This window comes from Nocardia sp. JCM 34519.1 (assembly GCF_020361265.1).
In the GTDB taxonomy this organism is placed as follows: domain Bacteria; phylum Actinomycetota; class Actinomycetes; order Mycobacteriales; family Mycobacteriaceae; genus Nocardia; species Nocardia arthritidis_A.
Map to the genome: position 1 here is coordinate 111,113 of NZ_JAIRBR010000008.1, position 20,702 is coordinate 131,814.

The 20,702-nt window shown below is 66.0% G+C and carries 22 protein-coding genes and 1 pseudogene; 14 read left to right on the top strand and 9 right to left on the bottom strand.

From position 1 onward, the window contains the following. Positions 1 to 4 precede the first annotated feature (4 nt). Positions 5 to 805 carry a hypothetical protein gene (locus tag LGY53_RS21035; RefSeq protein ID WP_225728402.1) on the bottom strand — a complete coding sequence of 267 codons (801 nt, stop codon included), beginning with the start codon at positions 803 to 805 and terminating at the stop codon, positions 5 to 7. Between the two features lie 142 nt (positions 806 to 947). Further along, entirely contained in the window at positions 948 to 1,349 is a 402-nt protein-coding gene (locus LGY53_RS21040; protein WP_225728403.1) for a hypothetical protein, read from the bottom strand. On the opposite strand from LGY53_RS21040, the gene kynU reads away from it, so the two are divergent. Further along, positions 1,339 to 2,583 (top strand): kynureninase, encoded by a 1,245-nt coding sequence (gene kynU / locus LGY53_RS21045; protein WP_225728404.1) that lies wholly within the window; start codon positions 1,339 to 1,341, stop codon positions 2,581 to 2,583. The two genes, LGY53_RS21040 and kynU, sit on opposite strands and share 11 nt — an antisense overlap. Before the next feature lie 30 nt (positions 2,584 to 2,613). On the opposite strand, the gene LGY53_RS21050 is transcribed toward kynU, so the two are convergent. Beyond that, positions 2,614 to 3,084 (bottom strand): SRPBCC family protein, encoded by a 471-nt coding sequence (locus LGY53_RS21050; protein ID WP_225728604.1) that lies wholly within the window; start codon positions 3,082 to 3,084, stop codon positions 2,614 to 2,616. Between the two features lie 6 nt (positions 3,085 to 3,090). After that, positions 3,091 to 3,495, bottom strand: a pseudogene (locus LGY53_RS21055) (YbhB/YbcL family Raf kinase inhibitor-like protein); the annotation flags it as partial. Between the two features lie 173 nt (positions 3,496 to 3,668). Here LGY53_RS21055 and LGY53_RS21060 point away from each other — a divergent pair. The 10 genes from LGY53_RS21060 to LGY53_RS21105 all read left to right on the top strand — a co-directional run bounded on the left by LGY53_RS21060 (position 3,669) and on the right by LGY53_RS21105 (position 11,182). Next, entirely contained in the window at positions 3,669 to 4,490 is an 822-nt protein-coding gene (locus LGY53_RS21060; RefSeq protein ID WP_225728405.1) for an alpha/beta fold hydrolase, read from the top strand. A 91-nt stretch (positions 4,491 to 4,581) separates the two neighbouring features. Further along, entirely contained in the window at positions 4,582 to 5,040 is a 459-nt protein-coding gene (locus tag LGY53_RS21065) for a hypothetical protein (RefSeq protein ID WP_225728406.1), read from the top strand. 163 nt (positions 5,041 to 5,203) lie between these two features. Continuing rightward, on the top strand, positions 5,204 to 5,554 hold the full coding sequence (locus tag LGY53_RS21070; RefSeq protein ID WP_225728407.1) for a hypothetical protein: 351 nt from the start codon (positions 5,204 to 5,206) through the stop codon (positions 5,552 to 5,554). A gap of 13 nt (positions 5,555 to 5,567) precedes the next feature. Continuing rightward, positions 5,568 to 6,023 carry a hypothetical protein gene (locus LGY53_RS21075; RefSeq protein ID WP_225728408.1) on the top strand — a complete coding sequence of 152 codons (456 nt, stop codon included), beginning with the start codon at positions 5,568 to 5,570 and terminating at the stop codon, positions 6,021 to 6,023. A gap of 179 nt (positions 6,024 to 6,202) precedes the next feature. Continuing rightward, entirely contained in the window at positions 6,203 to 6,655 is a 453-nt protein-coding gene (locus LGY53_RS21080; RefSeq protein WP_225728409.1) for a hypothetical protein, read from the top strand. A 133-nt stretch (positions 6,656 to 6,788) separates the two neighbouring features. Beyond that, positions 6,789 to 7,856, top strand: coding sequence for a hypothetical protein (locus tag LGY53_RS21085; protein ID WP_225728410.1), 1,068 nt, complete (start codon positions 6,789 to 6,791; stop codon positions 7,854 to 7,856). A 345-nt stretch (positions 7,857 to 8,201) separates the two neighbouring features. Next, positions 8,202 to 8,972 carry an SAM-dependent methyltransferase gene (locus LGY53_RS21090; protein WP_225728605.1) on the top strand — a complete coding sequence of 257 codons (771 nt, stop codon included), beginning with the start codon at positions 8,202 to 8,204 and terminating at the stop codon, positions 8,970 to 8,972. A gap of 138 nt (positions 8,973 to 9,110) precedes the next feature. Beyond that, complete coding sequence (locus tag LGY53_RS21095) at positions 9,111 to 9,593, top strand: hypothetical protein (protein WP_225728411.1); 483 nt, start codon at positions 9,111 to 9,113, stop codon at positions 9,591 to 9,593. A gap of 54 nt (positions 9,594 to 9,647) precedes the next feature. Then, entirely contained in the window at positions 9,648 to 10,346 is a 699-nt protein-coding gene (locus LGY53_RS21100; RefSeq protein WP_225728412.1) for an ABC transporter ATP-binding protein, read from the top strand. After that, the gene (locus LGY53_RS21105; protein ID WP_225728413.1) at positions 10,343 to 11,182 is read left to right on the top strand and encodes an ABC transporter permease; all 840 of its coding nucleotides are present in this window, start codon (positions 10,343 to 10,345) and stop codon (positions 11,180 to 11,182) included. Before LGY53_RS21100 ends, LGY53_RS21105 begins: the two co-directional genes overlap by 4 nt. 41 nt (positions 11,183 to 11,223) lie before the next feature. On the opposite strand, the gene LGY53_RS21110 is transcribed toward LGY53_RS21105, so the two are convergent. The 3 genes from LGY53_RS21110 to LGY53_RS21120 form a co-directional block, all read right to left on the bottom strand. Next, complete coding sequence (locus LGY53_RS21110) at positions 11,224 to 12,684, bottom strand: cytochrome P450 (protein ID WP_308102943.1); 1,461 nt, start codon at positions 12,682 to 12,684, stop codon at positions 11,224 to 11,226. 613 nt (positions 12,685 to 13,297) lie between these two features. Next, positions 13,298 to 14,125 (bottom strand): SDR family NAD(P)-dependent oxidoreductase, encoded by an 828-nt coding sequence (locus LGY53_RS21115; protein ID WP_225728414.1) that lies wholly within the window; start codon positions 14,123 to 14,125, stop codon positions 13,298 to 13,300. 27 nt (positions 14,126 to 14,152) lie between these two features. Continuing rightward, a complete protein-coding gene (locus tag LGY53_RS21120) occupies positions 14,153 to 14,659 on the bottom strand; it encodes an Rv3235 family protein (protein WP_225728415.1) in 507 nt (168 codons plus the stop codon). 148 nt (positions 14,660 to 14,807) lie between these two features. Here LGY53_RS21120 and LGY53_RS21125 point away from each other — a divergent pair, with 148 nt between their 5' ends. Further along, the gene (locus LGY53_RS21125; protein ID WP_225728416.1) at positions 14,808 to 16,262 is read left to right on the top strand and encodes an MFS transporter; all 1,455 of its coding nucleotides are present in this window, start codon (positions 14,808 to 14,810) and stop codon (positions 16,260 to 16,262) included. A gap of 1 nt (position 16,263) precedes the next feature. On the opposite strand, the gene LGY53_RS21130 is transcribed toward LGY53_RS21125, so the two are convergent. Beyond that, positions 16,264 to 16,920 carry a DUF4189 domain-containing protein gene (locus LGY53_RS21130; RefSeq protein ID WP_225728417.1) on the bottom strand — a complete coding sequence of 219 codons (657 nt, stop codon included), beginning with the start codon at positions 16,918 to 16,920 and terminating at the stop codon, positions 16,264 to 16,266. A gap of 115 nt (positions 16,921 to 17,035) precedes the next feature. Continuing rightward, a complete protein-coding gene (locus LGY53_RS21135; RefSeq protein WP_225728418.1) occupies positions 17,036 to 17,920 on the bottom strand; it encodes a triacylglycerol lipase in 885 nt (294 codons plus the stop codon). A gap of 240 nt (positions 17,921 to 18,160) precedes the next feature. Here LGY53_RS21135 and LGY53_RS21140 point away from each other — a divergent pair, with 240 nt between their 5' ends. Both LGY53_RS21140 and LGY53_RS21145 read left to right on the top strand, forming a co-directional pair. Next, positions 18,161 to 18,634, top strand: a complete 474-nt coding sequence (locus tag LGY53_RS21140; protein WP_225728419.1) for a Dps family protein — start codon at positions 18,161 to 18,163, stop codon at positions 18,632 to 18,634. A 34-nt stretch (positions 18,635 to 18,668) separates the two neighbouring features. Next, complete coding sequence (locus tag LGY53_RS21145; protein ID WP_225728420.1) at positions 18,669 to 20,678, top strand: hypothetical protein; 2,010 nt, start codon at positions 18,669 to 18,671, stop codon at positions 20,676 to 20,678. Positions 20,679 to 20,702: the final 24 nt, after the last annotated feature.

The window sequence follows — 20,702 nt, forward strand, 5'->3', positions numbered from 1 at the left end:
GCGCTCAGTGGGCGAAGGTGTCGTTGATGTAGTTCGCCGCATGCGTTGTCCACAGGACGTTCGTGCCCGGCATGTTCTGACCCGAATAGCCGACGTGCGGGCCGTCCGGCCACGGCGTCAGCAGGCCGATCACGCCGCGCGTCGCATCGACGTAGCGATCGAAATTCGTTACCGGGTCCTGCATCAGCCACCGCAGCAGCTCTTCGAAGATCAGATAGCTCACATTGCCGAAACGCGCGCCCTCCACGAAGGAGAACGGCGAGATGCCGACATCGATGATCCGCAGCGGCGAGTCCGCCGGGGACGCGGTGATGATGTCGGCCGGATTGGCGTATTCGCGCGTCTGCACCTGGTCCGGCCACGGCCCGTGCTGCCCGTGCAGTCCGAAGGTCGACGGCGGGCATAGGTTGTTGACCGAATCGCCCTCGGCCCGAAGCGGATTCGCGAGGTTGACGGCGAACGCTATCTCCAGCGGACTGCCGTCGGTATTGGTGTACTGCCCGGACCGCACACCCTCCAGGATCCGGCTGACGCAGATGCCGCCCAGCGAATAGCTCAGCAGCCCACAGACATTCGGTGAATCCTGGATTGCCTGCACACCGGCGGCGGTGCCCTCCTGCACCGAGGTGTCCAGCGACGGGCCCCACAAATTCGGGTCGGGTCCGATCGATGCGGTCCAATTCGGTTCGAAACTACGGAAATCCGCCGAATCCAGCAGGCCGGTTATGGCGGCGAGCATGCCCGTCGGTGTGCCGTCCGGGCTGCGCGTCTCGTTGGTACCGCGAAACGTGAAGATGTCGATCATTGAAATCTCCTCACCCACAAAAATTCCCCCATACAACAACGCTAGATCCATAGAGACCGACCAGTGGGCAAGTTCGGGAATCGGGCGGATGCGGTCGCCCCCAACGTCGCGGCAGCACAGTCGCTTTCCCGAGCAGGCCGGTTCAGACGAGCGCAGTACCCCGCCGCAAGGCCGCATCGGTATCTGCGCCAACAAGATCGGCGTTCATATGCGCACCGGCTGCGGCGCCGACCTGCGCCATCGGGTCGGCGGCGTTTCCGGCGCCCCACACCCGGGCCAACAATTCGGCGGGTGCGTTGCGCGGTGCGCCGCCATCGATGACGACGACCGAGCGGCGGGAGCGTCCGGGGCGAACCTCAGCCGGCGCACGCCATCGGGGCCGAGGGCGGTCCGTGCGAAATCCTCGGCATTTTCGACTGCGGCCACAAACTGATCCCGCGCGGGAGAGCAGCTGGCGAGCAATCACTTCGCCCGGCTCGATGAAATAGGCTTCCCACATCGAGAAAGCGAACGGAGCACCGGTGCCAAAAGCAATGAACGACACCTTGGCGGCCCACGCTGCCGCATTGGACGCCGCCGACCCGCTCGCACCGCTGCGGGAGCGCTTCCTGCTTCCCAAAGGTGTTGTCTACCTTGACGGTAACTCACTCGGCGCACTGCCCGCCGCCGTGCCGCCCGTCGTCGAGGACGTCGTGCATCGGCAGTGGGGCACCGGCCTGATTCGCTCCTGGAACGAAAACGCTTGGTGGGCAGCGCCGATCCGGGTCGGCGACGCCGTCGGCGGGCTCATCGGCGCGGCGCCCGGACAGACGGTGGTCGGCGATTCCACCAGCGTGCAGCTTTTCAACGCGCTCACGGCCGCGGCCCGGCTGCGGCCGAATCGTCCACTACTGCTTACCGATCCAGGGCATTTCCCCACCGATCAGTACATCGCCGACGCCGTCGGCCGCCTGCTCGGCCTACAGGTCCGCCGGGTGCCGCCCGCCGATGTCGCGGCGGTGCTCGCCGAGGCGGGTGACCGGGTCGCCGCGACAAGCTACTCCCCCGTCGACTACCGCACCGGCGAGCTGTACGACATGGCCGCGATCACCGACGCCGCGCACCGGGCCGGTGCGCTCGCGGTCTGGGACCTTTGCCATGCGGCGGGCGCCCTGCCCATCCGCGTCGACGAGCTCGGCGTCGACCTGGCCGTCGGCTGCGGCTACAAATTCCTCTCCGGCGGGCCGGGCGCCCCCGCCTTCCTGTATGTCGCTCGACGGCATCAGGCCGACTTCGATCACGCGCTCACCGGATGGAACGGGCATGCCGAACCGTTCGGCCTCAGCGGCGATTACCGCCCGGCCGATGGCGTCCAACGGGCCCGCATCGGCACTCCGCCGATCCTGTCGCTGCTCGCCCTGGAGGCGGCCCTCACCGCCTTCGACGGCGTCGACATGGCCGAGGTCCGCGCCAAAAGCCTTTCGCTGACAAGTTTTTTCCTCGACTGCGCCGACACCGTCCTGGCCGAGCTCGGCTTCACGACGGTGACCCCGCGCGATCCGCACCGCCGCGGCAGCCAGATCACCCTGCGCCACCCCGATGCCAACGCGCTGGCGCGGGCGCTCGCGGCCCGCGACGTCATCGTCGATATGCGCGCCCCCGATATGCTGCGCTTCGGCGTGAACGCCCTCTACGTCTCCCACGCCGATGTCCTGGCCGCCGCGCGACAGCTGTCCGAGGTGGTGCTGGCATCCGAACATCGGCAGGAGCGTTTCCGGACGCCGACCGTCGTCACCTGACGCGGAATTCGAATCCGATTCGGCGGCAACCTATTTCGACTTATCGGCGGCCCGCCTGCGAACGGTGCGCTCCAGGATCCCCAGGGTCGACTCGAGCGCGGACTCGGGGACGATCGGGAAGGTGAGCCGCTGCTTCCACGACTCCTCGAGCTGCGACCAGTCGTAATAGGAGGTCACGAGGGTGCCGCCCGCGGCGGGTTCCAGCCGGTAACCGTAGATGTCCCGGACGAACGGCCGCATCTGCCCTTCGACGGTCCAGGCGATCTCCCGGCCCGGAACGAATTCGGTGATCACGACCTCGACGTCGTACTTGCCGAGCGGAAAATCCCCGAGGGCTTCCCGGTCCATGTGGACCACGAACCGGTCGCCCGCGCGCTCGACCGGATCGCCTTCGGCATCCATCAGCATGCCCGACGCGTCGATCTCCACATGCCCCTTCGGATCGGCGAGCACCGCGAAGATCGCGTCGGCGGAGGCGGGCACGAACCGCGAAACCTCTATTCGCTCAACGTTTTCGCCCGGCGTTTCCGCGGTCGCGATCAGTACCGCGCGACCCAGGATGTGCGCGGACACGGTGAAGCCGAGCAGGGCCGGCGTCGCGTCGGCCGGGACGCCGATGGATTCGACGTCGAGCGCGTGCACCACGACGAAATAGCGGTGCGGCCCGTGCCCGGCGGGCGGCGCGACGCCGGCGAAGCGAGCCATGCGGGCGTCGTTGGGCAGTTGGTAAGCGCCGTCGGGCAGGCCGGAGCCCAACTCATCGCCCGCGCCCTCGGGCAGTTCAGTGACGGTGGCGGGGATATCGGCCACCGCCCAGTGCCAGAACCCGGACCCGGTGGGTGCGTCGGGGTCGTAGACGGTGACGGCGTAGCTCTTGGTGCCATCCGGCGCCCCGCTCCAGGACAGCTGCGGGGGAGATGTCCCGTCCGCGGCGTGAGCCTGACCGTCCCGGCCTTCTCAGACCGCCGCTGCCATCGCGTATCGGCAGCGGCCGAGCGAAATTACCACGGAGGTAATGGATTCCGATACTCGCAAGGTAATAGGTTGAGCGGCAAGACAGAGAGCCAGCAGGAAGCCGAAATACCATGCCTTACATCACCGTCAACGACAACGTCGAACTTTTCTACCGCGATTGGGGCGTCGGCGCGCCGGTAGTGTTCACCCACACTTGGGCGCTGAGTTCGGCGATGTGGCAGTACCAGGCGATGGCGCTGGCCGAGCAGGGGCTGCGCTGCGTCACCTACGACCGCCGTGGCCACGGGCGCTCCGCCCAACCCTGGGACGGATACGAATTCGACACCCTCGCAGACGATCTCGCGACCGTGATCGAAAGGCTCGACCTGCGCGAGGTCACCCTCGTCGGGCATTCGACCGGAACCGCGGAGATCGTGCGCTATCTCGTGCGACACGGGTCCGCCCGGGTCGCCAGGATCGTGCTCGTCTCCTCGGCGCTGCCGCTCATGCTGCAGACGCCGGACAATCCGGCGGGCATCGCGATGGCCGCGTGGGACGAGATGCGGGCGCAGTGGCGCACCGACTTCCCGGCCTGGACTCATCAGGTGGCCGACGCGCTGTTCACGGTCGCGGGTTCGGCATCATCGATCTCTCCGGCACTGGTGGAATGGTCCAAGGCCGACAGCAATGCGACATCCGTCAAGGCCATGCTCGACCTCAGCCACGCGGTGTCCGAGACCGACCACCGGGCGGACCTGCGCCGCATCGATGTCCCCGCACTCGTGATCCACGGCGGTGCGGACGAATTCAACCCGCTGGAGCTGTGCGGCGAACCCACCGCCGACCTGATCCCCGACAGCCGCCTGAAGGTGTACGACAACGCGCCGCACGGCCTGTACCTCACTCATATGGCGGAGCTGACCGCCGACCTGATCGAATTCATCAAGAGCTGAACCGCCGGGCGAGATCGCGATTCGAACCGGCCACGGCGCTAGACTGCTCGGCGAGGCCGTTTCGGTTGCTGTCCCCGGACAGGGAGGTGGCGTGTCTGGTTGTCGAATTGCGTTGCTGGCGGCGGCTCTTTGCGCGGCGCCGGTGCTGAGTGTGCCGCAGGCGCAGGCACTTCCGCCGGGCGGCGGTGGGGGCTGTCGGCAGGGCGGCTTGATGACCGGTGTGCTGGTCGCGGGCAGCGGAAGCGCGGGGCAGAACATCCGGCGCTCGGCCACGCTGCGCGACTGCGGCGGCCCGCTGCTACCGGGAATCGACTCCGCACAGTTCACGGCCATCATCCCGTGGAATACGCCCGGTGCGCAGAGTACGGCCGAGTTCGCCTGGTCGGATGGCAGTGTCAGCACGGCGACCGGATACGGCAACGGGCTGTGGCTAATCACCGGCGGTCGCGCGGCCGGGCACGGTATCCAGGTGAACGTCGCCGACACCTGGAACGGATGGTATGTCAGCTTCGCCGACGTCACCGTCACCTCGGCGACCTTCGTATCCTGAATGCGCTGTGCCGCAACATCTTCGGATCACGGCGAGCCAGTTTCATTGATCGGCAACGGTTCCCACACCGCCCTGTGAGGCCGATCACCCGAATCGAATGGAACCCATTGCGCCGCAGTGGCGTCGAAGCATGGTGAGAGAGCTTCAATGGGAGGGATCACCAATGCAGACCGTCATGTCCGGCCACCGATTCATCGCCGCGGTGCTGGTAGCCGCCGCGGGCACCGCGGGTGCCGGAGCTGGTATCGCTGCGGCGCAGCCACCGACCGTCGCCGTCCGAGCCGTGGATGCGGTGCAGCCGCAGTTCCAGTTCACCGCGACCTTCTATGCGACGGTGTCCTGCTACTTCGAGAATCTGAACCGGACCGACGCCACCGGACCGTTCCAGTTCAACGGCACCGGAAAGACTAAGGACGCGGCGGTGAACGACGCCAAGAACAAGGCGCAGGCCGCGGTGCCCTCGGGCAAGAAACTGAAGCATTGCCGCACCGTGAACGTCACGTCGCGGCGCTGACAGAGAGGTGAAAATGGACGACGAGCGGCGCATTTGGCAGGTCGCGGTCGGATTGGGTCTACCCGACCCGACCGGCCCGGGATCCCTGGACAGCGAGGAGATCCATCCGATCGCGCTGATGCTGGAGGAGAGCGCACACCGGATCCGCGGCGTGAACCGCATCCCGTGCTATACCGAATTCGGTCAGGTCTTCGAGATCGCCGACTTCGCCGAGCGGGTGCGCGGCGACGCATACGACCCGGCAACCGTGCCGGTCGAATGCACCCTCACCGTCTACGCGACCGATGACGAGCTGGACGAGCTGTTGCCCGCGATCGTGGCGGACCTCGGCATCGACGAGCACAACTATTCGACCGCCGCGGCCCGCACGGTCACCGTCGGCCTGCGCGACATCGAGAGCAGAGCCGAGGCTCCGGCCTCCTACCAGCACCTTGTCGATCAGTACCGGAATCGGGCTGTGCTGGACTGAATTCCGTTGGCAACTGGGGAATTTTTATTCGAGGAACGGGGAACAGGTTCGGCGGTAGAGTCGGACCGCACCGCCCTCGGCTCCGGCCGACTCGATGAACAGACCGAGTGACCTTCGACCCTGCCGCCGGGGCCGTCAGCGGAGGACCGTGACATCCGGTAGAGAAGGGAATTCATCCGATGTCGGAAACCTCTGCATTCTCGAATACCCGCGGCCGGAAGGTGATTCGGCGCGCGGTCGTCGGACCGGCCGCCGCATCGCTTGCCGCGGTGGCACTGACCATCGCGGCGGCGCCCGATGCCGGTGCGGCCGTCATCGACCTGCGCGCCGAACCGGGCGCGAGTTGGGGTCCGGCGAGCCAGTACGGAACCGGCTGCACCTACACGCTCACCGCCGACCTCAGCACGGGCGCCTTCCCGGTCTTCTTCTACGACACCACCGGCAGATCCACTTTCGCGCCAAGCGATTTCGTCGATCCGGCGGGCGCGACCAGTGTCAGCGTCCAGTGGACACCGACGGCGGCCGAATGGCATCACATCGTCGCCTATCAGAGCCAGGGCTCGATAGCCTCCGTCGACCTGCTGGCCGGAACGGGCTTCCCCACCGGCTCCGGATGCGCCGTAATGCCTTAGCGAGAATCCGTGGTGATGGCCCGGCGTGCTGCCGCATCGGTCCGGTGCCGCCGGAATAGCGAGAAACGCCCCGGTTTCGGGACGGCCGATATGCGACACTGACGCTGTGCAGCCCAAGCGCAGGATTCACTTCGTGGGCAGCTTGCCCGCGGAGTTGGACAGTCCAGAGAAGGCAATGGCATTCGCCGTCGACACGGCCGGTGAATTCCTGGACGGCATGGTTCCGGGCGGTGAAGCGGATCCATATCGCGCCAAGTGGTACATCAGACCCATCATCGACCGGCTAGGCAAGTTCCCGGAGCTGGCGCCCGTGCGCCGCGGTGATTGGTCGACGCTGCGTTCCCGCGACACCTTTCGGCTACTGCCGGGCCGATCGCTGGCCGAAGCCGATATCGACGCCGCGCTCGGCTATGCGGAGGAGGCCGGGCGTGCCTGGGACGCGTTGGCCGACATGCGCCGAGCCGATCCCGGACTTCGCTTGCAGGTAGGCATACCGACGCCCTTTGTCATCGGTTTCATCGCCTTCGAGGCACGGATGCTCATGTTGCGTCGCGGCTCGGTCGGCCGTGGTGACCGAAGCTTCCCCTACTACCGCCCGATTTTCGACGCCACTGTCAGGGAGATCGTCCGTATCCATGAGGCGTTGCGGGACAATGTCGTATTCCAACTCGAACTGGCAGCGGAGACGCTCCTCTGTGGAGGGGCGCCCGGGGTCCTGCGGCAGGGGCCGGCCATCGTGGCGGGTCGGGCGATCGCACGCCTCGTCGCACGGGCGCCCCATGATTCCCGTTTCGGAGTACACCTGTGCTACGGGAGCATCGAGGACAAACCGGTCGTGGCACCGAGATCGGCGGCCCCGGTCGTCGCGCTGGCCAACGCGATAGCGCGATACTGGCCCGCGGGGCGACATCTCGATTTCGTCCACCTGCCCATCGGCAACGGCAAACAGGCGCCGGTTCGGCCGCGTTATTACGCGCCCCTGGCACGCCTCGAATTGCCTGCCGATACCCGTGTTATCGCCGGGCTTGCGCATCCGGCGCAGCCGCTCGCGCAAGCACGACAGGGTCTGGCGGCGGCGGAATCGGCCTACGGCGGCCGGTTGGACGTCGCGGCCCCATGCGGTCTGGGCCGCACTATGACCGTCGACCAGGCGCGGTCCGCGGTAGCACACGCGGTCGCCTTGGCTGAAACAGATTTGTGAAACGGCCATCGGCTCTGGAAGATCGTCGACCGGGCTCGACAGTGGCATGTACGTCGGTGACGACGAGCTCCTCGACGGTGCCGTGCACACATCTGAGCACGACTGGGGACGGCGGTTGGGAGTTGATGCTGGTAGATCTATCGTTGAGTGTTGGATCATGTTGTGTCGGAGCATGATTCGTCGATGGCTCGGTTCTGGCGGGCGGAGCTGAGCCTCGTTCGGCAACGCGTACTCCGCGAAATCGCCGGAGACAGATCTCCGGAGGAGCACCCGCCCGAGGTAGCGGTCGGCTACCGTTGACCTGTGGTCGAAGGAACTGAGGGGCCAGTGTCGGAGAACGACCGAATGCCACAACCGTTCAGCTTCGGTGATTTCAACTCTGCCCGGGTATATGACTACCTGTTGGGCGGAAAGGACAATCGTGAGATAGATCGGGATCTGGGCGATCAAATGCTCTGTCGCGCACCCGAACTCCGGACCTTGGCCTGGTTCACCCGATCTTTCGGGCTCAAAGCGGTCGAGATGGCAGCGGAGGCCGGTATCCGACAGTTCCTCGATCTCGGCTCGGGTATCCCGAGTTCGCCCAACGTGCACGAGGTGGCTCGGAAGATCGAGCCGTCGGCGCGGGTGGTCTATGTCGATTACGACCCGGTCGTGCACGCCCATTGTGACGCGCTGCTGGCCAAACCACAGGGCATCGCAGCACTACTGGGCGACGTTCGCCGCCCCGGCGACATCCTCGATCAGCTGAAGAAACACGACCTGATCGACCTCGACGAGCCGGTGGCTATCACGCTCATCAGCGTGCTGCATTACGTGATGGACGACGAACACCCCGCTGAGATCATCGCCGCCTTCCGCGATCAGATGGCATCGGGCAGTTACCTGGCGATCACCCATGGCTCCCTTGATTCCACCCCAGAGGTACTCCAGGTGATTGCCAGCACCCACGACACCTCAGCCCAGGTCTCCTTCCGGTCCACGGCACAAACGGAGTCATTCTTCGCCGGCTTCGAATTGCTCGAACCTGGTGTGGTGCCGGTGCAGCAGTGGCTTCGCCCCGGCTTGCCGGAGACTCGAATGGTCATGCTCGGTGGCATCGGCCGCAAACCCTGAGTGCCCGGTATGAACAAGGCCGGGCAGGAAAATTTGCAAATCACCCTCGAAGACGCCCAAACACGCTAATTTTTGGTTGCCATCTGCACATTTCGTGCGTGCATCAGGCGCTGTCCCAGTCGATCAAAGGATGAAAAGATGAAGTCCTTGAACATTGTCGCTGGTGTCGTGTCGTCGATCACAGCTGTCACCATGGTCACGACCGGTGCCTCGGTTGTCAATCCCCCTGTCGCCTCCGCCGCTCCCGGCGAATTCCTCATCACCAAAGATGTTCCCACCCTGGACGATCTGCACGACCAGGTCGTGTTCCTGATCGAAACACCCGCCTCCGACGAGGCCAAGGCCGCCAATATGGAAGGCGGTATGCGGGCGGTCGTGGTTGCACAGACCCTCTACAACTCCGGCCTGTTCCGGCCCCCGATCGGGTCGAATCAGATCAGCGGTCCCGAAACCCATGACGGCAACGTGCACACCGCCATGCTGCGCAGCAAGTCAGCGGGGCGACCGGATTTGGTTGCGCGCGTGGTCTGGAAACGCATCGACGGTGTCTGGAAGTTGTCCAACAGTTCCGTGTGCGAGGGCATCAAGGCCGTGGGACTGTCGATGGCCTGCGATTTCTGACCGGCTGCGAGCACAGTGATCGAAATCCGTGACCTCACCCTGGCTTACCCAGGCGTGACCGTCCTCGAAGTTCCCGAACTGACGGTGGCAGACGCGACACTCACCTACCTGATCGGTCTCAACGGCACCGGCAAAACCACGCTGCTGCGGTGTATCTGCGGCATCATCGCGCCTGCCACCGGCACGGTCCGGGTCGACAACACCCCCGTCCGAGCCCATCACACCACACCGGCCACTCTCGGAATGCACCTGAACTACCGAGCCTTCGACCCACGTCATACCGCACGTCGGCACCTGCGCTGGATCGCCCGTGCCCGTGGACTACCCACCGGCCGGGTCGGCGAGGTCCTCGAGATCGTCGACCTCGTCCGGGTCGCCGATCGTCGGCTGGGGCACTATTCGCTCGGCATGCTCCAACGTGTCGGCATCGCCGCCGCACTGCTCTGCGAACCTCGAACCCTGCTGCTCGACGAACCTCTCAACGGCCTCGACATCGCGGGCATCCGCTGGATCCGCGAATTGCTGCGCCACCTCGCCGATACCGGGACCTGTGTCCTGGTTGCCACCCACCTGCTCGATGAGGTCGAACGCAACGCCGACCACATCGTCATCCTCGGAAACGGGCGTATTCTGACCGACCAGCCATTCGCACACCTCATGAACACCCTGGGTCCCGGCGAGACCAGCCTCGAAGACGCCTACCTGCGAATCGCCGGCCTGCCTACCGATCTCGCGTTCGGCGTGGCCCCATGAACGGCCCCGGCCTGGTCACTCTGATCCGCCGCGGCGTCGCCGCCGAATGGACCCGCACCGCCGGACGCAGCTTCCTGTGGACCGTCGCCGTTCCCCTCACCTTCGCGCTGCCGCTGGTCATCACCTTCGTAATCGCCGCCGTCGCAGAACGACTCGCCAACCTTCCCGGACAGAAGTTCGTAGCCGCGGTCGCCACCACCAATTCCGTGTACTGGGTGATCACCTTGTCCGTGTCGGTCATGATGGTCGCCACCGCCTACGCCCATGCCACCCAATGGCGTGGTCAGACAAGCGATCTCAATGCCTTCCTGTTCCCCCGGTCCTGGACGGTCGCGTTGGCCCGGTGGATCTATTACGGCACCATCGCGGCAATCTCGACAGCCGTTCTGCTCACCGTCGTCATGGTTACGCTGCCACACCAGTTCCCCCGAATCTATGGGGCCGTGGACATCACCGACTCCGCCGGTATCCGGTTTCTCTGGACCGTTCCGAGCTACGCGTTCGTCGCATGCGGGGTGGGTGTCGCGGTCGGGTCATTGATCCGGACTCCGTCCGCCGCCGTCGCGGTCCTGCTGTTCTGGGTCTATGTGGCCGAGAACTCCATCAATCTGCTGCCCCACGGGTACACCCTGCAGGCATACGCACCGTTCCTCAACGCCGTCGCCGCAACCGGCCAGGAAGTCGCCTTCATCCCTCGCTTCGGCCGCAACGGATCTCTGCTCTATTTCGTCCTCGTCACTGCCGCCCTCTTCATCACCACAGCCGTCCTACCGATTCTCGTTCGCCGGTTGTCCGGATATCGCAGAACGACGCTCGCCAGATCGGGCACAACCTGAGCGGCGCCGATTATTCGTCCGTAGGCGAATAATCGGCGCGACTACACCGAGATCGGTTGAACCTCGAGCGGAAGCTTTTCCATCACCGGGATCGGACCCATGGCGCGCCGGATTTTCTTGGTGGCCACCGGCCGGAATTCCCACTTCGACAGCAGGCTGTAGAGAGTTGTCTGCAGGGCAATCCAGGCATAATTGTTACCGAGACACATCTGATTACCCTTGCTGAACGGAACCAAGCTCCTGCATTTCGCCCCAGAGCCCGAGGCCGGCCACCGATCAGGGTCGAAGGTGTTCGGCTCGGGGAAAATGTTCGGGTTGCGGTGAATAGCTGTAATGCTGTAGCCGATATTGGTCCCCGCCGGAAATGTGAATCCGTCGAGTTCGACCGTGGTGATGCTACGTCTCGTCTGCAGCAGTGCCGCATGCATCCGCGTGACCTCGTTCAGGAACCGGTTCAGGTAATCGAGTTCGTCGAGATTTCGGGGGCTGATATCTCCCGCGGCGGAGATCTCTTTCGTGAGTTTGGCGGCCACCTCCGGATGCCGCGACAACTCGTACAGAGCCCAGGTCAGCGTGGCGGTCGAGGCGTCGATCCCGCCGAAGAGGATAGTCATGGCCTGCTCTACCAGGAACTCGTCACTACGATGTTCCTCATCTGCCGAATCCAGCAGGATATCGATCAGGTCGTTGCGGCGGTCACCGCTGGCCCGGCGGGCGGCGATCAGTTCTCGGCAGTAGTCTCGCAGTTGCATTCCAGCCGAGGTGAATTTGCGGTTCACCGGCAATGGCAGGCTCTCCAGCTTCTTCGGCAGCAGACTGCCCACTATGGCACCTGCGCCTATGTCCGTGATCAGACCCGAGATGAGTCGCACCTCCTCGGCATCCGGTTCGTGGGAGAACATCGACTCGAGCAGATTGGCGATCACCACCCCGAATACTGCGGAACGGACCTCGACAATCTGGCCCGGCCGCCACGAACTCGCCAACGCATCCGCATTACGCTTCATGGTGTGCACGTAGCTTTCCAACTGTGTCCGATGGAACGCTGGTTGGAGCAGACGACGAAGATACCTGTGTTGCTCGCCATCCGTGACGATCAGCGATTCTCCGAATATGAGACGAATGCGTTTGAAGAGGAGCCCTCGCTCATAGGCATCGGAGTTCTCCACCAACACGCTGTGGAGTAGTTCGATATCGGTAATGACGTAGACAACAAGATTGGCGATATCGACACGTACTATTTTCCCGACGCCGGCCAGATCCACCATGAACTGGACCGGACCACGCCACATCTTCCAACCGTGTCCGAGAACCGGCAAACGTCCGGGCGCACACGGGACGTCACGAAGATCCACTACATGTTGCCTTTCTTTCAGCAGGTTCGAGGCCGGAGACTTCGGGTGATCGGTCCACAACCGAGACAGCAGCGATCCCGCTCCTTCCCTCATGACCGTTGGCGAGGTCGCTGACCAACCCGCACCGCCGGTCACAGCTCTTGTCATGCACCACCAACCCCGTCTGCGGCACGACGCTGGGCGATGGCCGGGCCGATATCGCTGGCGCCCGGCTGCGAGAAGCGGTCCTTCCGACTAGGGTCAGTAACAGTCAACTCCTGGATCAGCGTGTCGAGCAACGAACTCCTCGCGACTCTCGACAAGCCTGCCTCGGTCCCAGACTTCTCCCATCATTCACACAGGGACTCCTGTACGAATAGGTGACAACCGAGGTGAATCGCCGAGGCCTGTTGCCAGTCAGCACGTTACATTAGCCGAGATTTTGAACCGCCAGGACTTTTCTGCCGAACCACCAACGGCCCGAACGCCATTCAGCAGAGGCCATCTTTTACTGGCGATGTCGATTGCGATCGCGCAGTTGGTGTGCGAATCGATCATGCCGTAGGGGATCGAACAGACGTACGGGACCTTATGGGACAAGCGGTGATTCGGAAACTCCACTTGCTACAGCAGGCCCCACCCGGTCGGCCGACACGCAGAGCCGTTCAGCAAGCTCGACGCAAGCCCCCTACGCGCCAGCGATCAGTTGCACCCAAGCACTAAGGCGTACCTCCGCATACGGTCGAGTACCGCTTCGTCGACGGCCCGCTCATTCGGCACTTCAGGATTCGGCGACCCACTGCGCGGTGAGCGCCTGCACGACAGAGCCGTCGAGATCCGCGAGCTTCACACCGGCGAAGGCACGGGCGGCGTCCGAGGTGAGCAGGCGGAAGGCGGGGCGCTCGGCGTCGAGCAGTTCGGCGATCCGCTCCGCCACCTCCTCGGAGCTCTGGGCCGCGGCGAAGGCCTCGCGGGTGCGCGACACGTACGCGGCGAAGGTGGACGCGTACGGGCCCGCCTGCTCGAGTGCGGCGTCGACGCCGCCGACATTGCTGACGAATTCGCTTGCCACCGCACCCGGTTCGACGACGCTGACCGCGACACCGGTCGTCGCGGCAACGGGCGCAAGGGATTCCATGAAGCCCTCGACGGCGAACTTGGCGGCACAGTACGCCTCGTTGAACGGCTGACCGACCACACCGCCGACGCTGGTGACGGTCACCAGCCTGCCCTTGCTCGCCCGCAGCAGCGGCAGCGCCGCCTTGGTGGCATTCAGCACGCCGAAGAAGTTCACCTCCATGACGGCGCGCACATCGTCGACGCTCTCCTGCTCGAGCGTGCCGACATGTCCCGCACCCGCATTGTTGACCAGCGCGTCGAGCCGGTCGAGTCCGGACAGGCAGGTCGCGATCGAGGCCGGATCGGTCACGTCGAGGGCCTGGACCTCGACGGAGACCCCGGCCCGCGCGGCGGCATCCCGCAAAGCGCCCGCCTTGCCGGTATCGCGCATCGTGGCGATCACCCGCCAGCCGTGCTGGGCGGCCGCGACCGCGGTGGCCAGACCGATACCCGAGGACGTGCCGGTGATCAGCACGATCTTGCCGCTCATTGGCGCAACCCTACTGCCTCTACACCGTCAGAGGATGCGAACCGTGGTCAACCGCCAGTTACCGGTGGGTCGCGTGCGCTCCATCCGGGCCGCGAGTGCGAAATGCCGTTCGCCGCGGTCGTAGGAGGCGCTGATCTCCGCGGCCGTCGGGGTGACGAGCTGCAGGCCCGCCCGATACAGGATCGCGATGCCGAGCTGGCGGCCGGGGACCAACTCCATGCGGACCAGGGTCTGGATGGCCGACACCACGGAGACGTCGGCGACCAGGGCGAGATGGCGGACCGGGCGGCGGTGGTCGAGTACCTCGAGCACCAGGCGCAGCGCCTGATCGACGAACGATTTCATCGACGTGTCGGCGGTATCGTCCGCATCGGTTGCGGGCGCGGCGGCGGGCTCGCGCCGCGAACCGGGAGGCCGCCCGTGGCATTGCCGTACCGCCGCGGGCCGGGCGGGATACCGCGGCGCGACCCGGTATTCGACCGCGGGCGGCTCGCTCAACGGAGCCAACCGCAGCGCGGGCACCTGCTCGGACATGCGAAAACCCCCTCCGACGAATTCCTCCCCTACCGAATGCGGCACAGCATCGCACGGACCACCGCCTCGAGTAAAGACGCAGGTCACCGGTCCGGCGATTGGGTCACCGGCGAACGGGTAGTCGCCCGGGGTGCGAGACGGAACGGCGTTGCGAACGATTTCGACCGATGTGCCCGCGCGGCTGGACCGGCTGCCGTGGTCGCGGTGGCACTGGATGGTGATCGTCGGCCTCGGATCGGTGTGGATACTGGACGGTCTGGAGGTCACGGTGGTCGGCAGCGTGGCGAGCCGGCTGTCGGAGCCGGGCAGCGGCGTAACCATCACGGCCGCACAGGTTTCCGGACTGGCGGCGACGCTCTACGTGGCGGGCGCCGGATCGGGTGCGCTGTTCTTCGGTTGGCTCACCGACAGATTCGGGCGCAAACGGCTGTTCCTGGTGACGCTGGCGCTCTACCTCGCCGCGACGGCGCTTACCGCGCTGTCGTTTTCGATGTGGTGGTTCGTGATCTTCCGCTTCCTCACCGGTTTCGGCATCGGCGGCGAATATGCGGCCATCAATTCCGCGATCGACGAACTGATTCCGCGCGCGTACCGCGGGCGGATCGATATCGTCGTCAACGGCACCTACTGGCTCGGGGCCGCGGCCGGTGCGCTGCTGTCCATCGTCGCGTTGAACACCGCGTACTTCCCGCCGAATGTCGGCTGGCGCTTGACCTTCGCACTCGGCGCCGTCTTCGGCCTGATCATTCTGGTTGTGCGCAGGCATATTCCGGAAAGCCCGCGCTGGATGTTCATCCACGGCAAGGAGAAACAGGCCGACCGCACCGTCACCGAGATCGAGGAACGGGTGCGCGCCGACACCGGCGCCGAGCTGGCGGATGTCTCGAACAAGCGAATCGAGATCCATCAGCGCCACACCATCGGCTTCGGTGAGATCGCCGCCGTGGTGGTGCGCTCGTATCCCCGCCGCACCGTACTCGGCTTCGCGCTGTTCGTCGGGCAGGCGTTCCTGTACAACGCGATCACCTTCAATTACGCGCTGATCCTGTCGAAGGCGTTCCACGTGCCCGACGACCGGGTCGGCTACTACTTCGCCGTGCTGTGCCTCGGCAATTTCCTCGGCCCGCTGCTGCTGGGCAGGCTGTTCGACACGGTCGGCCGCAAGCCGATGATCGCGGGTTCCTATATCGGTTCGGCGCTGCTATTGCTCGGTACCGCATGGCTTTTCGCGGGCGGGCAGCTCTCCGCGGGCACGCTCACCGCATGCTGGACCGCCGTGCTCTTCCTCGCGTCCTGCGGAGCGAGCGCCGCCTATCTCACGGTCAGCGAGATCTTCCCGATGGAAACGCGGGCGATGGCGATCGCGTTCTTCTACGCGATCGGCACCGTGGCGGGCGGAGTCGCGGGGCCGCTGGTCTTCGCCAAGCTGGCCGCGGACGGCGATCCGGGACGCACCGCGCTGGCCTTCGTCATCGGCGCGCTGGCCATGCTGCTGGCGGGGCTGGTGGAACTCGCCTTCGGCGTTCGCGCGGAAGGACGTTCACTGGAAGATCTGGCCCGCCCGCTCAGCGCCGGAAGCGAACCCGCGGAGCAGGCGGTCTGACTCATTCCCTGGCGCACTTGGACCAGCGGTTGAACGGGCCGGAGACGCCGTAGGTATTTTGTGCGGTGCTGATGGCCTTGTTCTCGGCCTCCGCCGCGGTGGGGCCCCAGTCGGCGGCCCAGCCGTTGTTCTGGCCGAAAACCACTGCGACACAACCCTCCCTGGCCCAGGTGGGGTTCTGGCAGTCGCCGCACTGGCTCAGCGCCCGCGCGGTGGCGTCGTCGCTGCTGACGGAGCTGCGCGCCCAGGAGATCTTGTTGGTCGCCGGGTTGTAGGTGGCGGCGATCCAGAATGTGCTCTGGGTCGTGGGCGGTGGCGGCGCGGGAACGGTGGTCGTCGGCAGCGGCGGCAACGAATACGAGGTGGTCGGTCTCGCCGACGATTCGGTTGTCGCGCTCGCGGTATCGGTGCCTTGTGCGTCGGTGCTGTCGTGCCGGGTGGCGACCAGCACCCCGAGCGCCACCGCCGTACCGACGATCAGCACGCCGACGACGGCCGCGACGATGATCAAAACGGTTCTGCCGCCACCGGATCCGGGCGGTGGCTGCCCGGGACCGTAGCCGTACGGCGGATTCGGCGGCGGCTGGTACGGACCCGGCTGATAATGCGGACCGCTCTGGAATCGCGGATCGTTGGGATCCTGCGGCGGATAGCTCATCGCCTGTCCGACCTCATCAGTGAAACTCCTTGTGGCGCTCTCGGAGCCGCCATGCACTCCCCGGTTGTCCGTCAATCGTATCGGCCGGCGCGCCCGTGCGATATCCGGGCGGCGTTCAGCAGGGTATCCCCTGGTAGTCCGGGTCGAGCGCCCGGTTGACGAGGTAGGCGACCGCCGGCGACCTCGGCAGTCCGGCGTGGTCGTAGGCATCGGCGGGGCAGAGATCCTGCACCATCACGTTGTGCACCGTCGCACCCGGCCCGGCCGCCAGGAACGTCGCCTCCGGCGGGCTGGAGGCATCGTCGCGGCGGCTGGCGATCGCGGTGTAATCGATGCCCGGGTCGGTATCGCCCGCCGCGTTGAGCGTGCGCAGAAATTCGCTGCCGACCAACTGCTGCACCGCGGCCTCGCCGACCAACGGCGCGGCAACGAGTTCGGGGCTCGACGGGGTCTCCACCCGATCGGCGCTGACCAGACCATGCTGAGTGGAGCCGTGATTGGTGCCCACCAGCGTGATGAGCGTGCCGACCTTGTCGCGGCCACCGTCGAATCGGACGAATTGCCGCGCGACCAGCGCACCCTGCGAATGGCCGACGAGCGCGACCTTCGCCGCACCGGTCGCGGCGCGCACCCGGTCGACGAAGGCGCCGACCTCCCGCGCGGATGTCCGGATGTCCCCGGTCGCGTACACCCCCGGGATCGCGCCGAGCACGCTCGACGTGTCGCGGCCGTAGTTCAGCGAAAAGACGCAGTAGCCAACGGATTTCAGCTGAGGCGCGAGTACGTCCCAGGCGTTCTGGTTATCCCAGGTGCCGTGGATCAGCACCACCGGCTCCGGATGCGCGGCCGTCGGCGCACAGGTCCAGTAGTCGGACCCGGCGGGCGGCACGCCGCCATCCGGATTCTTGCCGAACGGCACGGCCGCCGCCTCGGGCGCGCCGCCGACCAGCAGGGCGAGCACGACACCGGCGGTGAGCCGCCGCCACCTCGAACCAACCATCAGCCCTGATCCCTTCCGCGCAGGTCATCCCATGATGTCCGCTGGCGAACCGATCCGCACCCCGAAGTGATCGAGTTATCCCGCGAGATTGCCCCGCAGTTGCTCCAGCGCCCGCATCGCGGTGGCCGCGCTGCTCCCCGCGGTGCACGCACTTGCCGGAACCGCTGACTGAGCGCCGGGTTTCGGCGGAAAATATCCGGGAAAGCCGTCGGAAACCACTTTCACGGTGAAAGGAGCGGTATGTCCACCCTCGACACCTCCGTCGGTTATCGCGCGTCCACCACTCTCGCCGGGCATCTGCAGCGGATTCTGGTCGATCTGATCGCATTGCAGCTCAATGCCAAACAGGCGCACTGGAATGTGGTCGGTCACAACTTCCGGGATCTGCACCTGCAACTCGACGAGATCGTCGGCATCGCCCGCACGGCCGGTGACACCATCGCCGAGCGGATGCGGGCGCTGGACGCGGTGCCCGACGGCCGCCCCGCGATCGTCGCGGGCACCGACCAGCCCGTGCTCGCCCCGGGCGAACAGGACACCTCGGCGACCGTGCACGCGATGACCGAGCAACTGCGCAAGCTGGCCGCGGTGGTGCGCGAGGTGCACGACGAGGTCGACGCCGAGGATCCGTCCACCTCCGATCTGCTGCACACCATCATCACCGAGATCGAACAGCAGGCATGGATGATGAGCGCGGAAAACCGTGGCGCATAGCGGATTGCGATTCGGGCCACTGGGCAGGTGCCTGGTGGCCGTTTCGCTCGTGCTTGCACTGTGTGTGGGCTGCGGTAATCCGGTGCGCGCGAGCGCATTCCACTTCACGGTGCGAGATGGGTTGAACCTCAACTACTTCCTGCGCGACGGTGCCAGCGCCGCGCATCTGCTGTTGCGTTCGGGCGCGAATCCGCGGCTGGTGGTGGCATTTCCGGCCGGCAACAGCGGCACCGGACTCTGGTTCGAACCCGCGGCGACAAACACCGAATGGGTGCTCGACCGGCCGCCGGAAGCCAAGGCGGCCAAGGACGCTCGCGATCGCGAGCTGCACGGCATCAAATTCGCGGTATCCATCGCGGCCGCGGCCATGGCCCCCCGCCGCGCGGTGCTGTCCAATGTCCGGGTGCTGCGCGATTACGACCAGTACGGCTATGCACCCGTCGAAATCGCGACTCCGCCGAAGGTTTCCGGGAATTCCATCACCTGGGAGCGCGACCGTCTGGACGGCGCGGCCGGTTATCGGCTCGCGCTGGAGGTCACCGACGGCGCGGTGGCGGGTGGCAGCATCACCGCGGGGCCCGACGGCAGGATCGGACTGCACGTCACCGCGCTGTCCGGCGACACACCGCTGACCCCGCTGACCGGACGCTCGCTGTTGAACGGCGCCGAGCGGCCCGACGACAGCGCGAAGAACACATTGACCTTCCTGAGCTACCGGGAGAAGTTCCTCGCCGGATCATGGCGTTTCAACACGTATTTCGGCCGCGACACGCTGCTTTCGCTGCGACTGCTGCTGCCGGTGCTCGCGCCCGATGCGGTGGAGGCGGGCCTGCGCTCGGTGCTGGCCAGGCTCGGTCAGGACGGGTCGGTGGCGCATGAGGAGGCGATCTCCGAATTCGCCGTGCTCACCCATCTGCGGGAGAACGGAGCTCGTAGCGACGCACCGGTTTTCGACTACGGCATGATCGACGAGAGTTATCTGCTCGCGCCGGTGGCCGCCGCCTACCTACTGGACGATCACGCGGGCGCGCAGCGCGCCGCGGGCTATCTGGCCGCCGATTCCGGATCTTTCAGCGGCACAACGGCTTCCGATGGTCAAGCGCTCGTCCGCAACCTGCGCCTGGTAGCGGCCAGCGCGACCGCCTTCGCCGACGATCCCAGGTACGAGCACCTGATCGGGCTGAAGCCGGGCCACAACGCCGGTGAATGGCGGGACAGCACCAACGGCATCGGCGGCGGCCGCTACCCGTACGACGTGAACGCCGTGCTGATACCCGCGGCCCTCGATGCCACCGCGCGCCTGCTCGACAGCCATCTGCTCGACCCGTTCCTGAGCCCCGATGACCGCACCCTGCTGTCCAATGCGGCTGCCGCGGCCAAGGTTTGGCACGCCGAGGCGCCACGGCTGTTCACCGTCACCGTCGACAATGCCAGCGCCGCCGCCGATATCACCGCGTACGCCGCGAAGACCGGCGTCCCGGCCCAGGATGCGATCAACGCGCTCGGCGCCACCCCGGTCACCTTCCCCGCCGTCGCGCTGGATGCCGCGGGTGCGCCGATACCCATCGTCCACTCCGATGCCGTCTTCGACCTGCTGTTCGGCGAGTCGCCGCCCGACGTCCTCGACGGCGAGGTGGCGGATCTGGCCCGGCCGTTCCCGCTCGGCTTGCAGACCGGCGCCGGAATGGTCGTCGCCGACCCGGTTTTCGCCGACCCGCAGCTGCAGGCGCGCTTCACCAACCACGACTATCACGGCACGGTGATCTGGTCCTGGGTGCAGGCCGCGTACGCCAGTGGGTTGGAACGTCAGCTGGCCCGCACCGACCTTCCGCAACCCGTCCGCGATCACCTGCTCGCCGCGCAGCGCACACTCTGGCGCGGTATCGATGCCGCGACCGCGATGCAGAGCTCCGAATTGTGGAGTTGGCGCTACGACAACGGTTTCCGCGTCGCGCCGTTCGGTACCGGCACCGATGTCACCGAGGCCAATGCCGCACAGCTGTGGAGCAGCGTGTATCTCGCGGTCAAACCGCCCACCTCGTAGCGCGGACCTACTCATTTGACATGA

What these genes read in the sequence shown, in the direction of transcription:
- LGY53_RS21035 (WP_225728402.1), bottom strand. Translation starts at nt 805, where the DNA reads ATGATCGACATCTTCACGTTTCGCGGTACCAACGAGACGCGCAGCCCG.
- kynU (WP_225728404.1), top strand. Translation starts at nt 1,339, where the DNA reads ATGAACGACACCTTGGCGGCCCACGCTGCCGCATTGGACGCCGCCGAC.
- LGY53_RS21060 (WP_225728405.1), top strand. Translation starts at nt 3,669, where the DNA reads ATGCCTTACATCACCGTCAACGACAACGTCGAACTTTTCTACCGCGAT.
- LGY53_RS21070 (WP_225728407.1), top strand. Translation starts at nt 5,204, where the DNA reads ATGCAGACCGTCATGTCCGGCCACCGATTCATCGCCGCGGTGCTGGTA.
- LGY53_RS21075 (WP_225728408.1), top strand. Translation starts at nt 5,568, where the DNA reads ATGGACGACGAGCGGCGCATTTGGCAGGTCGCGGTCGGATTGGGTCTA.
- LGY53_RS21080 (WP_225728409.1), top strand. Translation starts at nt 6,203, where the DNA reads ATGTCGGAAACCTCTGCATTCTCGAATACCCGCGGCCGGAAGGTGATT.
- LGY53_RS21090 (WP_225728605.1), top strand. Translation starts at nt 8,202, where the DNA reads ATGCCACAACCGTTCAGCTTCGGTGATTTCAACTCTGCCCGGGTATAT.
- LGY53_RS21095 (WP_225728411.1), top strand. Translation starts at nt 9,111, where the DNA reads ATGAAGTCCTTGAACATTGTCGCTGGTGTCGTGTCGTCGATCACAGCT.
- LGY53_RS21105 (WP_225728413.1), top strand. Translation starts at nt 10,343, where the DNA reads ATGAACGGCCCCGGCCTGGTCACTCTGATCCGCCGCGGCGTCGCCGCC.
- LGY53_RS21110 (WP_308102943.1), bottom strand. Translation starts at nt 12,684, where the DNA reads ATGACAAGAGCTGTGACCGGCGGTGCGGGTTGGTCAGCGACCTCGCCA.
- LGY53_RS21115 (WP_225728414.1), bottom strand. Translation starts at nt 14,125, where the DNA reads ATGAGCGGCAAGATCGTGCTGATCACCGGCACGTCCTCGGGTATCGGT.
- LGY53_RS21120 (WP_225728415.1), bottom strand. Translation starts at nt 14,659, where the DNA reads ATGTCCGAGCAGGTGCCCGCGCTGCGGTTGGCTCCGTTGAGCGAGCCG.
- LGY53_RS21130 (WP_225728417.1), bottom strand. Translation starts at nt 16,920, where the DNA reads ATGAGCTATCCGCCGCAGGATCCCAACGATCCGCGATTCCAGAGCGGT.
- LGY53_RS21135 (WP_225728418.1), bottom strand. Translation starts at nt 17,920, where the DNA reads ATGGTTGGTTCGAGGTGGCGGCGGCTCACCGCCGGTGTCGTGCTCGCC.
- LGY53_RS21140 (WP_225728419.1), top strand. Translation starts at nt 18,161, where the DNA reads ATGTCCACCCTCGACACCTCCGTCGGTTATCGCGCGTCCACCACTCTC.